Below are 14,602 nucleotides of genomic sequence, written 5' to 3' on the forward strand. Positions count from 1 at the left end.
AACGCCCGGTTACATTCCGAACCCGGAAGCTAAGCCTCACAGCGCCGATGGTACTGCAGGGGGGACCCTGTGGGAGAGTAGGACGCCGCCGAACTCAATTTATAGCCGTGGTCCCTGGACTTATTGTCCAGGGACCACGGCTTTTTGTGTTTCTGGACCCCTTCCGGCCCTTGACCACCCCTCTGCACCGCCGACTGACAACTGAGGGTAAGGTCAGGAGGCATCATTGGCTCGTTTCCCACAGGAGGCCCCCGGGTGGAGGTCCAGGAGACTCGCGTCCAGACGGACCGGGTCCTCACCATCCCGAACATCCTCAGCATGGCGCGTCTCCTCGGCGTACCCCTCTTCCTGTGGTTGATCCTGAGGCCGGAGTTCGGCGGGCCCAAGAGCGACGGATGGGCGCTGCTCGTGCTGATGCTGAGCGGCATCAGCGACTATCTCGACGGCAAACTTGCCCGCCGCTGGAACCAGATCAGCAACCTCGGGCGGCTGCTCGACCCGGCCGCTGACCGGCTCTATATTCTGTCGACCTTGGTCGGACTCACGTGGCGGGAGATTCTCCCGCTCTGGCTGACCTCGCTGCTGCTCCTGCGCGAGCTGGTTCTGCTGGTGATGGTCGGCATCCTCAGACGTCACGGGTATCCGCCGCCGCAGGTGAACTTCCTCGGCAAGGCCGCCACCTTCAACCTGATGTACGCCTTTCCGCTGCTGCTCCTCAGTGACGGAAGTGGCTGGATCAGCACACTCGCTGCTATTTTCGGATGGGCGTTCGCCGGATGGGGTACAACTCTGTACTGGTGGGCAGGGATCCTCTACGTGGTTCAGGTTCGCCGGCTTGTCCGTGCGGACGCCACGGCCGATTGAGCTTGCCGATTAGGCAGCTGTAGAGGCTTGTAGTCCCGTGAGCGACATATAACGGGTCTATCTTGGCGGGCTAAGTCGGCTCGATCGTCGTCTATTGAGGAGGACGCTTCCGACATGAAGGCCGTCGTAATGGCCGGAGGCGAAGGCACGCGCCTTCGCCCTATGACCTCGAGCATGCCCAAGCCGCTCCTGCCTGTGGCCAACAGGCCCATCATGGAGCATGTGCTGCGGCTGCTCAAGAGGCATGGGCTCACCGAGACCGTAGTAACAGTCCAGTTCTTGGCTTCCCTGGTCAAGAATTACTTCGGCGATGGTGAAGAGCTCGGGATGGAGCTCACCTATGCCAATGAGGAGAAGCCACTCGGCACTGCCGGGAGTGTGAAGAACGCCGAGGAAGCATTGAAGGACGATGCGTTCCTCGTGATCTCCGGTGATGCTCTGACTGATTTCGATCTCACCGAGCTGATCAATTTCCACAAGGAAAAGGGTGCGCTTGTCACCGTCTGTCTGACGCGCGTCCCCAATCCGCTGGAATTCGGCATCACCATCGTGGACGAAGAAGGAAAGGTCGAACGCTTCCTGGAGAAGCCGACCTGGGGGCAGGTCTTCTCCGACACGGTGAACACGGGCATCTACGTCATGGAGCCCGAAGTCTTCGACTATGTCGACGCCGATGTGTCGGTCGACTGGTCCGGCGATGTCTTCCCCCAGCTCATGAAGGAAGGCAAGCCCGTCTACGGGTACATCGCCGAGGGCTACTGGGAGGACGTCGGCACGCACGAGAGCTACGTCAAGGCCCAGGCCGACGTGCTTGAGCGCAAGGTCGACGTCGAACTCGACGGCTTTGAGATCTCACCGGGCGTGTGGGTCGCCGAAGGCGCCGAGGTGCACCCCGACGCCACGCTGCGCGGGCCGCTCTACATCGGCGACTACGCGAAGGTCGAGGCCGACGCCGAGATTCGTGAGCACACGGTCGTGGGCTCGAACGTGGTGGTCAAGACCGGGGCGTTCCTGCACAAGGCCGTCGTGCACGACAACGTGTACATCGGCCAGCACAGCAACCTGCGCGGCTGCGTGATCGGCAGGAACACCGACATCATGCGGGCCTCCCGCATCGAGGACGGCGCCGTCATCGGCGACGAGTGCCTCGTCGGTGAGGAATCGATTATTCAGGGCAACGTCCGGGTCTACCCGTTCAAGACGATCGAGGCCGGCGCATTCGTCAACACGTCCGTCATCTGGGAATCCCGGGGCCAGGCCCATCTCTTCGGTGCGCGTGGGGTCTCCGGGATCCTGAACGTGGAGATCACGCCGGAGCTGGCGGTACGGCTCGCGGGGGCGTACGCCACGACCCTCAAGAAGGGCTCGACCGTCACCACGGCCCGTGACCATTCGCGAGGCGCGCGTGCGCTGAAGCGAGCGGTCATCTCGGCCTTGCAGGCCAGCGCCATCGACGTACGCGACCTGGAGAACGTACCGCTGCCTGTGGCGCGGCAGCAGACTGCCAGGGGCAGTGCCGGCGGGATCATGATCCGGACGACGGCGGGGGCGCCCGACTCCGTCGACATCATGTTCTTCGACGCGCGCGGGGCCGACCTGTCGCAGGGGAGCCAGCGGAAGCTGGACCGGGTTTACGCGCGCCAGGAGTACCGGCGGGCTTTCCCCGGGGAGATCGGGGATCTGCACTTCCCGTCCAGCGTCTTCGACTCCTACACGGGTTCGCTGCTGCGCAACGTCGACACCACAGGTGTGGCCGAGTCGGACCTGAAGGTGGTCGTCGACGCGTCCAACGGCAGTGCGGGCCTCGTGCTGCCGAGCCTGCTCGGCCGCCTCGGCGTCGACGCGCTGACCATCAACCCCGGCCTGGACGAGTCGCGTCCGACCGAGACCCGTGAAGCGCGCAGGTCGGGTCTGGTGCGGTTGGGCGAGATCGTGGCTTCTTCGCGTGCCGACTTCGGTGTGCGGTTCGACCCTGTGGGTGAGCGGCTTTCGCTCGTCGACGAGAAGGGGCGGATCATCGAGGACGACCGCGCGCTTCTCGTCATGCTCGATCTGGTCGCCGCGGAACGCCGCAGCGGGCGGGTGGCGCTGCCGGTGACGACGACGCGCATCGGCGAGCAGGTGGCGGCGTACCACGGCACGCAGGTCGACTGGACGACCACGTCGCCCGACGATCTGACGCGTGTGGGGCGCGATGAGTCGACCATTTTCGGTGGAGACGGCCGCGGTGGATTCATCGTCCCCGAGTTCAGCAGTGTCTTCGACGGAGCGGCCGCCTTCGTGCGGCTCATCGGTCTCGTCGCGCGGACGCAGCTCACGCTGAGCCAGATCGACGCACGCATCCCGCGCGCCCATGTGCTCAAGCGTGACCTCGCGACGCCCTGGGCGGTCAAGGGGCTCGTGATGCGCACCGTCGTGGAGGCGGCGGGGGAGCGGTCGGTGGACACGACCGACGGGGTTCGCGTCGTCGAGAGCGATGGGCGGTGGGTGCTGGTGCTGCCCGACCCCGCGGAGGCCGTCACTCATCTGTGGGCCGAAGGTCCCGACGACGCGTCCGCTCAGGCGTTGCTCGACGAGTGGTCCGCCGTGGTGGACAGCGCCGGTCGCTGACCGGTCGCAGGACCGGACGGCACCTCTCAGAGGTGCCGTCCGGCACGCCGGTGGGGCCATTCGGAGGTAGGGCACACGACGTGCGACGATGTGCGGCATGCCGCAGCAGCCCCCCACCCGGAGCACCCCCTCGCGCCCCCGGCGCCCGGACGCTTCCATGTCGCTGCTGAACACCGTGATGGACCACAGCCTCGACGAGGGCTATGCGGAGGCGGCGGCGCGCAAGAAGGCGGAAGGCGCTGGTGGAGTGCCGCGTCCGCTGCGCGCGAAGCTCGGCCTGGCCCTCGGACTCGTGCTCGCGGCCCTGGTGGTGACCGTGGGTGCCGCGCAGGCGCGGATAGCTGCTCCGGTGGTCGCCAAGGAGCGCGCGGAGCTCATCGACCGGATCGAGTCGGCGACCTCGGACGCCGACGAGCTCGAGGAGGACGTCGAGACGCTCCGCGACGACGTGGGCGAACGGCAGCGCGAGGCACTGAAGAAACACGGTGGCAGCCAGGGCGAGTTGGTGTCCCTGCTCTCCGGTGCCACCAAGGTCCACGGGCGCGGTGTGAAGCTCGTGGTGGACGATGCCAAGGAAGCCGAATCGGGCGGGGGCGGGCCCCGCGAGAGTGCGGGATTCTCCGACACCGGACGGGTGCGGGACCGCGACATGCAGCGGGTCGTCAACGGCCTGTGGCAGTCGGGCGCCGAGGCGATCGCCATCAATGACCAGCGTCTGACGGCGTTGTCGGCGATCAGGGCCGCGGGAGACGCGATACTGGTCGACAACAAGCCGCTGGTGCCGCCGTACACGGTGCTTGCCGTGGGTGACGGTCAGCGCTTGAGCACGCGATTCCAGAACAGTCGCGACGGTCAGTATCTGCATGCTCTGCAGGAGAACTTCGATGTCCGGACCAGCATTTCCGTCCATGAAGACGTCCGGCTGCCGGCAGCGCCGAGTGTGACCGTACGTACAGCAGAGCCGAAGGCAGGAAAGGGCACATCGTGATCGCCGTACTGGGCCTCGTCGTGGGAGTCGTGGCTGGATTGTTGGTTCGGCCCGAGGTTCCGGCGATGGTCGAGCCGTACCTTCCGATCGCCGTGGTGGCGGCACTCGACGCGGTGTTCGGAGGCTTGCGCGCGATGCTCGACGGGATCTTCGACGACAAGGTCTTCGTGGTCTCGTTCCTCTCGAACGTGGTCGTGGCCGCCCTGATCGTCTTCCTCGGCGACAAGTTGGGCGTGGGCGCCCAGCTCTCCACCGGTGTCGTGGTGGTCCTCGGAATCCGGATCTTCTCCAACGCCGCCGCCATCCGCCGACACATCTTCAGGGCGTGACGCGCATGGGTACGGACGAGACGCCCGGGGGCGACCACCGGGGCAGGGAGCTTCCCGCCGAGGTGCACAGCGCGCCGGTGGAGCCCGTGGAGGGCGAACCGCAGGGCAAGCAGCAGGACGGCGAGCAGGCGCCTTCACCGCGCGGCCGTCAGCGGCTGAAGGAGGGGCTGTGGCCGCCTCGCGTCACGCGTCCCCAACTCATCGTCGCCCTGCTTCTGTTCGTGCTGGGTCTCGGCCTTGCCATCCAGGTGCGCTCCAACAACGACAGCAGCGCGCTCCGTGGCGCACGTCAGGAAGATCTCGTACGCATTCTCGATGAACTGGATGACCGTACACAGCGTCTGGAAGGTGAGAAGCAGCGTCTGGAGGATCAGCGCACCGGGCTCGAGAACAGCTCGGACCAGGCCGAGGAGGCCCGCAAGCAGACTGTCGAGAAGGAACGTCAACTCGGCATTCTGGCGGGCACCGTGGCAGCGCAGGGTCCTGGCATCACGCTGACCATCGATGACAAGAAGGGTTCGGTTGAGGCGGACATGCTGCTCGACGCCATTCAGGAGCTGCGCGCCGCGGGGGCCGAGGCCATCCAGATCAATGACGTACGCGTAGTGGCCAACACCTATCTGTCGGATACGGACAGTGGTGGTGTCCGGGTGGACGGCCGCAAGGTCGGCAAGCCCTACCGGTTCAAGGTGATCGGCAAGCCGCAGGACCTGGAGCCGGCGCTGAACATCCCAGGTGGTGTGGTGCAGACTCTGGAGAAGGAGCAGGCCACCGTCACCGTGACGCGAGCGGAGAAGATCGTGGTGGACGCCTTGCGAGCGGCGAAGCGGCCTGACTACGCTCGGTCGTCGTCCCAGTGAGGCGGGGGCGCATGGGGGCCGCCGGTCGAGGGCATGAGGTTGCGGGGGGTCGGCGCACTGTAAGCGTGGTGCGTGGTGGAAACTGTTTGGTGGATGCGGACGTTGTGAGGATGTCTGTGTTGCCGATGTACGCCGGTGTGTGCAATCAGGGTTCGTCCTGCCCCACGGGCGGGTCTGTTTCGGTCAAGGGGAATCGCCCGTGAAGTTGTTTGCGAAGTTGTTCGGCAAGAGTGCACGTGAGGACAGCGGCAACCCCGCCACTGCCCGGCACCGTGCCACGCGCCATGGAGATGCCGAGGAGCAGGGCGGAGAGCGCCCGATGTTCCGCGACCAGGTCGGTGGGCCAGGCGGTGACAATTCGGGCGCGCAGGGCGCGTCGTCTGTTGACCCCGCCGGTGCGGGCCGCATAGGTTTCGGAGAACCGTCAACCTCAAGTACGGGTGGAGGGTTTACCCCCGATCCGTACGCATCGAATGCCCCCGCGGGGCAGCCGCGGCAGGAGGATCCGTCCATGGCCCTGGTGTGTACGAGGTGCGGGAACCGCAACGCGGAGGCGAGCCGGTTCTGCTCCAACTGCGGCGCGCCGCTGCGGGCCGGGGCCGCGCCGGAGCGTCCCTCCGAGACGACCTCCACCATCTCCATCTCGGGCCTGGAGGCCTACGACGCGGAGGTGACGGGGCAGACCGCCTCGCCCGCCCTCTCGCCGGAGGCCCAGGCCGCCGTTGACGCACTGCCGCTCGGCTCCGCGCTCCTCGTGGTGCGCAGGGGGCCGAACTCGGGCAGCCGCTTCCTCCTGGACGGCGAGCTGACCACGGCGGGGCGTCACCCGCAGAGCGACATCTTCCTGGACGACGTGACCGTCTCGCGCCGCCACGTGGAGTTCCGTCGCCTCGGGGACGGTTCCTTCACCGTCGCCGACGTGGGCAGCCTCAACGGCACGTACGTCAATCGGGAGCGCATCGACTCGGTCGCGCTGTCGAACGGCGACGAGGTGCAGATCGGCAAGTACCGACTGGTCTTCTACGCGAGCCAGCGGGGCATCGGTATCTGACCCGTAGGGAAGGTCCATGCTTCAAACACCGAGGGGCGGTGCCGGGAACGGCACCGCCGCCGAGGACCGTCGGCTGATGAGCATCGGCGCCGTGCTGAACGCGCTGCGTGACGAGTTTCCCGAGGTCACGATCTCCAAGATCCGTTTCCTGGAGTCGGAAGGGCTCATCGAGCCGGAGCGCACGCCGTCCGGTTACCGGAAGTTCAGTCCCGAGGACGTCGAGCGGCTCGGAAACGTCCTGAGGATGCAGCGGGACCACTATCTGCCGCTCAAGGTCATCCGGGAGCACCTGGAGGCCCTGGAGCGCGGAGAGCGGGCTCCACTGCCCTCTCCGGGGCAACCACGCGAACCGGGTGACGCCTGGGGCGTGAGCGACGCCGAGGGGCCCACAGCGGCCCGTGTGGGCCGTGCCGAGCTGCTTGCCGCCGCGGAGATCGAGGCGGAGCAGCTCGCCGAGTGGGAGACGTACGGGCTCATCGCACCCTTGCCGGACGGCGGGTATGACGCGGAGGCCGTGACGGTCGCCGCGCTCGTCGTCGAACTCGGGCGGTTCGGTATCGAACCGCGACATCTGCGCGCCATGAAGTCGGCGGCCGAGCGCGAGGCCGGTCTCGTCGATCAGGTCGTGGCGCCGCTGCGCCGGCACCGTAACCCGCAGACCAGAGCCCATGCGGAAGCCCGTACGAAAGAGCTCGCGGGGCTGACCGGAAAGCTGCATTCTGCACTGGTACAGACGGCGCTCGGGGTGCGGTTGCCCTGACTCGAGAGGTGCCCGACTACCCAAACCGGCCGGGCACGTCCTAGGGTTGCTGTGTGAACGAGCTCGACGTCGTAGGTGTCCGGGTGGAAATGCCCTCCAACCAACCGATCGTGCTCCTGCGTGAAGTGGGAGGCGATCGCTACCTCCCCATCTGGATCGGACCAGGGGAGGCGACCGCGATCGCCTTCGCACAGCAGGGGATGGCGCCCGCACGGCCGCTGACCCACGACCTGTTCAAGGACGTGCTGGAGGCGGTGGGACAGGAGCTCACCGAAGTGCGCATCACAGACCTCCGAGAAGGGGTCTTCTACGCGGAGCTGGTCTTCGCCAGCGGAGTCGAGGTGAGCGCCCGGCCGTCCGACGCCATAGCGCTCGCACTGCGCACCGGAACGCCGATCTACGGCAGCGACGGTGTCCTCGACGACGCGGGTATCGCCATTCCGGACGAGCAGGAGGACGAAGTGGAGAAGTTCCGCGAGTTCCTCGACCAGATCTCGCCCGAGGATTTCGGTACCAACAGCCAGTAGTCCGTCGCTTCCGAGTCGCTTCCGAATGGTCCCGGCGGGCCATTCGGCTAGCCTTTCCCGGCGGTGCGGTACGGCAAACCACTCTTAGGGTGATTATCACTCGGCGTGCCGAGTGTGGCGATCGTTGACGAGCCCCTGGTGACTGCCTACCGTCGAGAAGGCAGGTCAAGGACGGAGGTCGGCGTGAGAAGCAGCGGCGACGATACGGCGATGGGCAGTCCGTATCCGCTTCACAGCAGCGCGGCCAGTCACTCTCCGAAGAGGCCGATGGCCGTTCAGGGGAGCGTTCAGGGGAGCGGGGACGCCACGTCCGGACAGTCCGAACAGGAACAGATCGGTTACCGGGGGCCGACCGCGTGTGCGGCTGCTGGTATCACGTACCGACAGCTCGACTACTGGGCCCGTACGGGCCTCGTCGAGCCCACTGTGCGGGCCGCGGGCGGGTCGGGGACCCAGCGGCTCTACAGCTTCCGGGACGTCGTCGTCCTGAAGATCGTGAAGCGGTTCCTCGACACAGGCGTGTCCCTGCAGAACATCCGGACCACGGTCCAGCATCTGTGCGACCGCGGGTTCGAGGACCTCGAGCGGATGACGCTCATGAGCGACGGCGCGACGGTGTACGAGTGCACGTCGCCCGACGAGGTCCACGATCTGCTCCAGGGCGGCCAGGGAGTCTTCGGGATCGCCGTGGGTGTCGTGTGGCGGGACGTGGACGCGGCGCTCTCGCAGCTGCACGGCGAGCGGATCGACACCGGGGAGACGCTGCTGCGGCAGAACCCCGCCGACGAGCTCGCGAGGCGGCGCAACAGGGCCGTGTGAGGCGGCCGTGACCGCCGGGGCCGGTTCGGGAGACGGGGTGGCGTTCTCGGGGCGTTGTCAGTGGCGTAGGGCAGCATCAGGGGTGTGAGAACCGCGCCCACGATCCTGCATCTCGACATGGATGCCTTCTACGCGTCTGCCGAGCAGGCCGCGAAGCCGAGTCTGCGCGGGAAAGCCGTGGTGGTGGGCGGCCTCGGACCACGGGGTGTGGTGGCCACCGCCTCGTACGAAGCGCGCAAGTTCGGCGTGCACTCGGCGATGCCCATGGGCCAGGCGCGGCGTCTCGCGCCCAATGCCGCCTATCTGGTGCCGCGCTTCGGGCTCTACCGCGGGATCAGCGACCAGGTGATGTCGCTCCTTCGGGAGCTGTCACCGCTGGTGGAGCCGCTCAGTCTGGATGAGGCGTTCGTCGACCTGGAGGCGGGCGGCGTGGCCGACGACCAGGAGTCGGCCCTTGCCGTGGGCGAGCGGCTGCGTACGGACATCAAGGCGGTGACCGGCCTCGCGGGCTCGGTCGGGCTCGCCGCGTCCAAGATGCTGGCGAAGATCGCCTCGGAGGAGGCCAAGCCGGACGGTCTGCGGCTGATAGTGCCGGGCACCGAGCGGGAGCTGCTCGCGCCGATGTCGGTGCGGACCCTGCCCGGTGTCGGTCCTGCCACCGGGGACCACCTGCGGCGCGGCGGGATCACCACGGTGGGGGAGATCGCCGAGGCGGGCGAGGACGAGCTCGTACGACTCCTCGGGAAGTCGCACGGGAGCGCGCTGTACGCGATGGCCCTTGCCCGGGACGAGCGGCCCGTGGTGGCGGAGCGGGAATCCAAGTCGGTCAGCGTCGAGGACACGTACGACGTGGACATCCATGACCGGGTTCGGGTCAGGGGCGAGGTGGCGCGGCTCGCCGACCGGTGTGTGGAGCGGCTGCGGGCGGCGGGGCACTCGGGGCGGACCATCGTGTTGAAGGTGCGGCGGTTCGACTTCTCGACGCTGACGCGCTCCGAGACGCTGCGCGGGCCGACGGACGACGCCGGGGTGGTGCGGGAGGCCGCCGCGCGGCTCCTCGAGGCCGTGGACACCACCGGAGGCGTGCGGCTCCTCGGCGTGGGCGTCACGGGGCTCGCCGACTACACGCAGGAGGACCTCTTCGCGCAGGCGCAGGCGGCTGAGGCCGCCGAGGCCGCTGAGGCCGAAGCGGAGAGGGAGCCGGCCGGGGAGATCGCGGCGCAGGCCGTGGGTGACGCGGTGGAGGTGCCGGTCGTGACGCCCGTCGTGGCCGTCGTGCCCGTGGTGCCGACCGAGCGGCGGTGGGCTGCCGGGCACGATGTGCGGCATGCCGCGTTCGGGCACGGGTGGGTGCAGGGGAGTGGCCTGGGGCGGGTGACGGTCCGCTTCGAGACGCCGGAGTCGTCGGTGCCGGGGCGGGTGCGGACGTTCAGGACCGATGATCCGGAGCTCGAGCCCGCGGAGCCCTTGCCATTGGTGGCCGCTCCAGAGGAGCCGGAGCCGGAACCGGAGCCGCAGTGATGCCAATACCTGTGGAGTCGCCGGGGTGACCGGCGAGGGTCAGGGCGCCTCCTGGCCCGCGATGGTGCCGAAGTCCTGGTCCGGTGGTGGCGGTGCCTGTGGTGGGGGCGCGATGTCCAGGCCGTAGTGGTGGTAGAGCTGCAGTTCCTGCTCGGGGGAGAGATGGCGGCCCACGCCGAAATCGGGAGCGTCCTTGATCAGGGAGCGCTCGAAGGGGATGCGCAGGGTGCCGTCGCTCGTGAGCTCGCTGGGTTCCAGGGGCACGAACGCGTCCCTGCTGAAAAGACCCGTGCGTATGGCCGCCCACTCCGGGGCGCCGGTGGCGTCGTCGAGATAGACCTCGTCGATCGTGCCGATCTTGGCCCCGTTCCGGTCGAACGCCTTCCGGCCGATCAGGTTGCGCGGATCGATATCGGTCTGCACGGGCCCTCCAACTGGTCGAGACTTGTCGAAGTGGGGCACAACTCATCCTTGTTCGTTCGTAATCACTACGAAAGAGCACTTCGGGGCAGGCGGCCACTCGAGGGATCGGCCGCAGACCTCGCTGGTAGGCTGGCGCATGGCTGCTGACCCCGTGCGGGAGAGCTCTCCGGTGGACACACCGGGGGCGCCGAAGGAGCAACTCCTCCCCGGAATCTCTCAGGCCCCTGTACCGCACGGACGAGGTCACTCTGGAAAGTAGGGCGGGCGTCGGGCGGGCACGTTCGAAACCCTTCCTCACCGACGGTGAAAGCCGGGACGGCTCCCTCGTGGGGCGTGGACCGGTGAAACTCTCAGGTTGAGATGACAGAGGGGGAGGCCGTCCGGGTACCCGCGCCGTGGTGCCCCTCGCAGGTCGCGTCAGACCAGGAGGCCTCCGCAATGACCGCCACCCCTCGCATCCCGCTTTCCCAGCTCGAACAGGGCATCCCCTTCGAGCAGCGGCACATCGGCCCTGATGTGGAAGCACGGGCCAAGATGCTCGCGCAGGTCGGGTACGGCTCGCTCGACGAGCTGACCGCCGCCGCCGTACCGGATGTGATCAAGAACGCCGAGGCGCTGAACCTGCCCGGGGCGCGCACCGAGGCCGAGGTCCTGGCCGAGCTGCGCTCCCTCGCGGACCGTAACCAGGTTCTCGATTCCATGATCGGCCTTGGCTACTACGGCACCTTCACGCCGCCCGTGATCCTGCGGAACGTCATGGAGAACCCGGCCTGGTACACCGCGTACACGCCCTACCAGCCGGAGATCTCCCAGGGTCGCCTCGAGGCCCTGCTCAACTTCCAGACCGTCGTCGCCGAGCTGACCGGCCTTCCCACCTCCGGTGCCTCGCTGCTCGACGAGGGGACCGCCGCCGCCGAGGCCATGGCCCTGTCGCGGCGCATGGGCAAGGTCAAGAACGGCGTCTTCCTTGTCGACGCCGACACGCTGCCGCAGACCATCGCCGTCATCCAGACCCGTGCGGAGCCGACCGGTGTCGAGATCGTCGTCGCCGATCTGAGCGAGGGCATCCCGGCCGAGGTCGCCGAGCGCGGTGTCGTCGGCGTACTGATCCAGTACCCGGGCGCCTCCGGTGCCGTACGCGACATAAAGCCGCTCATCGAGCAGGCGCACGAGATCGGTGCCATCGTCTCCGTCGCCGCCGACCTCCTTGCCCTGACGCTGCTCACCTCGCCCGGTGAGCTCGGCGCCGACATCGCCGTCGGCACCACGCAGCGCTTCGGTGTGCCGATGGGCTTCGGCGGACCGCACGCCGGTTACATGGCGGTGCGCGAGAAGTTCGCACGCAGCCTGCCGGGGCGGCTCGTGGGTGTCTCCGTCGACGCCGACGGCAACAAGGCCTACCGGCTCGCGCTGCAGACCCGTGAGCAGCACATCCGCCGTGAGAAGGCCACCAGCAACATCTGTACCGCTCAGGTGCTGCTCGCCGTGATGGCCGGAATGTACGCGGTCTACCACGGGCCCGAGGGCCTCAAGGCCATCGCGCGCCGTACCCACCGCTACGCGACCGTGCTCGCCGCGGGTCTCACCGCGGGCGGCGTCGAGGTCGTGCACGGCGCGTACTTCGACACCCTGACCGTGCGCGTGCCCGGCAAGGCCGAGGAGCTCGTCGCCGCGGCCCGCGAGGGCGGCGTCAACATCCACCAGATCGACGCCGACCACGTCTCCCTGGCCTGCGACGAGACGACCACGCGCAAGCAGCTCACCGCGATCTGGACCGCGTTCAAGGTCGAGGCGGACGTCGAGGCGCTCGACGCGGAGACCGGGGACACGCTCCCGGCCGGTCTGCTGCGCGAGGACGAGTACCTCACGCACCCCGTCTTCCACCAGTACCGCTCCGAGACCGCCATGCTGCGCTACCTGCGCAAGCTGGCCGACCGCGACTACGCGCTCGACCGCGGCATGATCCCGCTGGGCTCCTGCACCATGAAGCTCAACGCGACCACGGAGATGGAGCCGGTCACCTGGCCCGAGTTCGGACAGCTGCACCCCTTCGCGCCCGCCCAGCAGGCACAGGGTTACCTGACGCTCATCCGTGAGCTGGAGGAGCGGCTCGCCGAGGTCACCGGGTACGACAAGGTCTCGCTGCAGCCCAACGCCGGTTCGCAGGGCGAGCTCGCCGGACTGCTCGCCGTACGGGGCTACCACCGTGCCAACGGTGACGACCAGCGCACCGTCTGCCTCATCCCGTCCTCCGCGCACGGCACCAACGCCGCGAGCGCCGTGATGGCCGGCATGAAGGTCGTCGTCGTCAAGACCAGCGACGACGGCGAGATCGACGTCGAGGATCTGCGCGCCAAGATCGAGAAGCACCGTGACGAGCTCTCCGTGCTCATGATCACCTACCCGTCGACGCACGGAGTGTTCGAGGAGCACGTCGCCGACATCTGCGCCTCCGTGCACGAGGCGGGCGGCCAGGTGTACGTCGACGGGGCGAACCTCAACGCCCTGGTGGGCCTCGCCCAGCCCGGCAAGTTCGGCGGCGACGTCTCGCACCTGAACCTGCACAAGACCTTCTGCATCCCGCACGGCGGCGGTGGCCCCGGCGTCGGCCCGGTCGGAGTGCGCGAGCACCTCGCGCCGTACCTGCCCAACCACCCGCTGCAGCCCGCCGCGGGTCCCGAGACCGGCGTCGGACCGATCTCCGCCGCGCCGTGGGGCTCCGCCGGAATCCTGCCGATCTCCTGGGCGTACGTACGCCTCATGGGCGGCGAGGGCCTCAAGCGCGCCACGCAGGTCGCCGTGCTCTCCGCGAACTACATCGCCAAGCGCCTCGAGCCGCACTACCCGGTGCTCTACACCGGTCCCGGCGGCCTCGTCGCGCACGAGTGCATCATCGATCTGCGCCCGCTGAGCAAGGCGACCGGTGTCAGCGTCGACGACATCGCCAAGCGGCTCATCGACTACGGCTTCCACGCGCCGACCATGTCGTTCCCGGTCGCGGGGACGCTGATGATCGAGCCGACCGAGAGCGAGGACCTGGTCGAGATCGACCGGTTCTGCGAGGCGATGATCAACATTCGCGCGGAGATCGAGAAGGTCGGCGGCGAGTGGACCGCCGAGGACAACCCGCTGCGCAACGCGCCGCACACCGCTGCCGCGCTCGGCGGTGAGTGGGAGCACGCCTACAGCCGCGAGGAGGCCGTCTTCCCGCCCGGCGTCGTGGCCGCTGACAAGTACTGGCCGCCGGTCCGCCGCGTCGACCAGGCGTACGGCGACCGGAATCTGGTCTGCTCCTGCCCGCCGCTGGATGCGTACGAGGACTGATATCGCGTCCAGAACATGCGTGGGGGCCGGTCCGGAGGTTGTTGCTCCGGGTCGGCCCCTTTGTTGTCCGTGCCGTGGTGCTGCCGCGTGTTGCCGCGGCGCTGCGGCGTCAGGCGGCGGTCATGATCTCGTCCGTGCCCAGCGGTCGGTGCGGGGCGATGATCTGGCCGTCCGGCAGCAGCTCACCGGTGTCCTCGAAGAGGAGGACGCCGTTGCACAGCAGGCTCCAGCCCTGCTCCGGGTGGCTCGCCGTGAGGAGCGCGGCTTCCCGGTCTGCGGAGTCGGCTGTCGGGCACGGTGGTTGATGCTGGCACATGGAAGGGTTCTTTCGCTGCGGTGTGATGGCTGTGACGTCTGCCTTGCGGCTCGATGCGGTGTTCATGCCGCCCCCCGTTAAGTCGGTCCGATCCCAGTGTTGCCCTACGGACGTCAATCCGCAGGGATTTAGCGGCAGCGCTTCCTACTGCTTAATGACGTATCACCCGCCCGGACGGTTCAGCCCAACTCGACTGTCTTCTCGGGTGGT

At 68.0% G+C, this 14,602-nt stretch carries 12 protein-coding genes, 1 rRNA gene, 1 pseudogene and 1 riboswitch; of the genes and pseudogenes, 12 read left to right on the forward strand and 2 right to left on the reverse strand.

Going from position 1 to position 14,602, the window contains the following annotated elements; genetic code table 11:
* The 11 genes and pseudogenes from rrf to ACWFRJ_RS36220 all read left to right on the forward strand — a co-directional run.
* Positions 1-94 (forward strand): 5S ribosomal RNA (gene rrf / locus ACWFRJ_RS36170); the annotation flags it as partial.
* A gap of 161 nt (positions 95-255) precedes the next feature.
* Positions 256-864 carry a CDP-alcohol phosphatidyltransferase family protein gene (locus ACWFRJ_RS36175; RefSeq protein WP_453540926.1) on the forward strand — a complete coding sequence of 203 codons (609 nt, stop codon included), beginning with the start codon at positions 256-258 and terminating at the stop codon, positions 862-864.
* A gap of 114 nt (positions 865-978) precedes the next feature.
* A complete protein-coding gene (locus ACWFRJ_RS36180) occupies positions 979-3,474 on the forward strand; it encodes a sugar phosphate nucleotidyltransferase (protein WP_453540929.1) in 2,496 nt (831 codons plus the stop codon).
* An 88-nt stretch (positions 3,475-3,562) separates the two neighbouring features.
* Positions 3,563-4,462 (forward strand): DUF881 domain-containing protein, encoded by a 900-nt coding sequence (locus tag ACWFRJ_RS36185; RefSeq protein WP_453540932.1) that lies wholly within the window; start codon positions 3,563-3,565, stop codon positions 4,460-4,462.
* Positions 4,459-4,791: a small basic family protein gene (locus tag ACWFRJ_RS36190; protein WP_344529508.1), complete on the forward strand. Its 333-nt coding sequence runs from the start codon at positions 4,459-4,461 to the stop codon at positions 4,789-4,791. Before ACWFRJ_RS36185 ends, ACWFRJ_RS36190 begins: the two co-directional genes overlap by 4 nt.
* A gap of 5 nt (positions 4,792-4,796) precedes the next feature.
* Positions 4,797-5,651 (forward strand): DUF881 domain-containing protein, encoded by an 855-nt coding sequence (locus ACWFRJ_RS36195; protein ID WP_453541558.1) that lies wholly within the window; start codon positions 4,797-4,799, stop codon positions 5,649-5,651.
* An 82-nt stretch (positions 5,652-5,733) separates the two neighbouring features.
* Complete coding sequence (locus tag ACWFRJ_RS36200) at positions 5,734-6,702, forward strand: FHA domain-containing protein (protein ID WP_453541561.1); 969 nt, start codon at positions 5,734-5,736, stop codon at positions 6,700-6,702.
* Positions 6,703-6,718: 16 nt separating this feature from the next.
* Positions 6,719-7,462, forward strand: a complete 744-nt coding sequence (gene ftsR / locus ACWFRJ_RS36205; protein ID WP_453540936.1) for a transcriptional regulator FtsR — start codon at positions 6,719-6,721, stop codon at positions 7,460-7,462.
* A gap of 53 nt (positions 7,463-7,515) precedes the next feature.
* Positions 7,516-7,989 carry a bifunctional nuclease family protein gene (locus ACWFRJ_RS36210; RefSeq protein ID WP_006123076.1) on the forward strand — a complete coding sequence of 158 codons (474 nt, stop codon included), beginning with the start codon at positions 7,516-7,518 and terminating at the stop codon, positions 7,987-7,989.
* A gap of 183 nt (positions 7,990-8,172) precedes the next feature.
* Positions 8,173-8,808, forward strand: coding sequence for a MerR family transcriptional regulator (locus ACWFRJ_RS36215; protein WP_453540939.1), 636 nt, complete (start codon positions 8,173-8,175; stop codon positions 8,806-8,808).
* Between the two features lie 84 nt (positions 8,809-8,892).
* Positions 8,893-10,456, forward strand: a pseudogene (locus ACWFRJ_RS36220) (DNA polymerase IV).
* Here ACWFRJ_RS36220 and ACWFRJ_RS36225 read toward each other — a convergent pair.
* Positions 10,369-10,752, reverse strand: a complete 384-nt coding sequence (locus tag ACWFRJ_RS36225; protein WP_453540942.1) for a PRC-barrel domain-containing protein — start codon at positions 10,750-10,752, stop codon at positions 10,369-10,371. The pseudogene ACWFRJ_RS36220 and the gene ACWFRJ_RS36225 overlap by 88 nt on opposite strands.
* 144 nt (positions 10,753-10,896) lie before the next feature.
* Positions 10,897-10,994: riboswitch (glycine riboswitch) on the forward strand.
* A gap of 196 nt (positions 10,995-11,190) precedes the next feature.
* On the opposite strand from ACWFRJ_RS36225, the gene gcvP reads away from it, so the two are divergent.
* On the forward strand, positions 11,191-14,076 hold the full coding sequence (gene gcvP / locus ACWFRJ_RS36230; protein WP_453540945.1) for an aminomethyl-transferring glycine dehydrogenase: 2,886 nt from the start codon (positions 11,191-11,193) through the stop codon (positions 14,074-14,076).
* A 109-nt stretch (positions 14,077-14,185) separates the two neighbouring features.
* Here gcvP and ACWFRJ_RS36235 read toward each other — a convergent pair whose 3' ends face one another.
* A complete protein-coding gene (locus ACWFRJ_RS36235; RefSeq protein ID WP_323178639.1) occupies positions 14,186-14,392 on the reverse strand; it encodes a DUF5999 family protein in 207 nt (68 codons plus the stop codon).
* Between the last annotated feature and the right edge of the window lie 210 nt (positions 14,393-14,602).

The sequence above is a fragment of the Streptomyces sp. NPDC055239 genome (assembly GCF_053606205.1).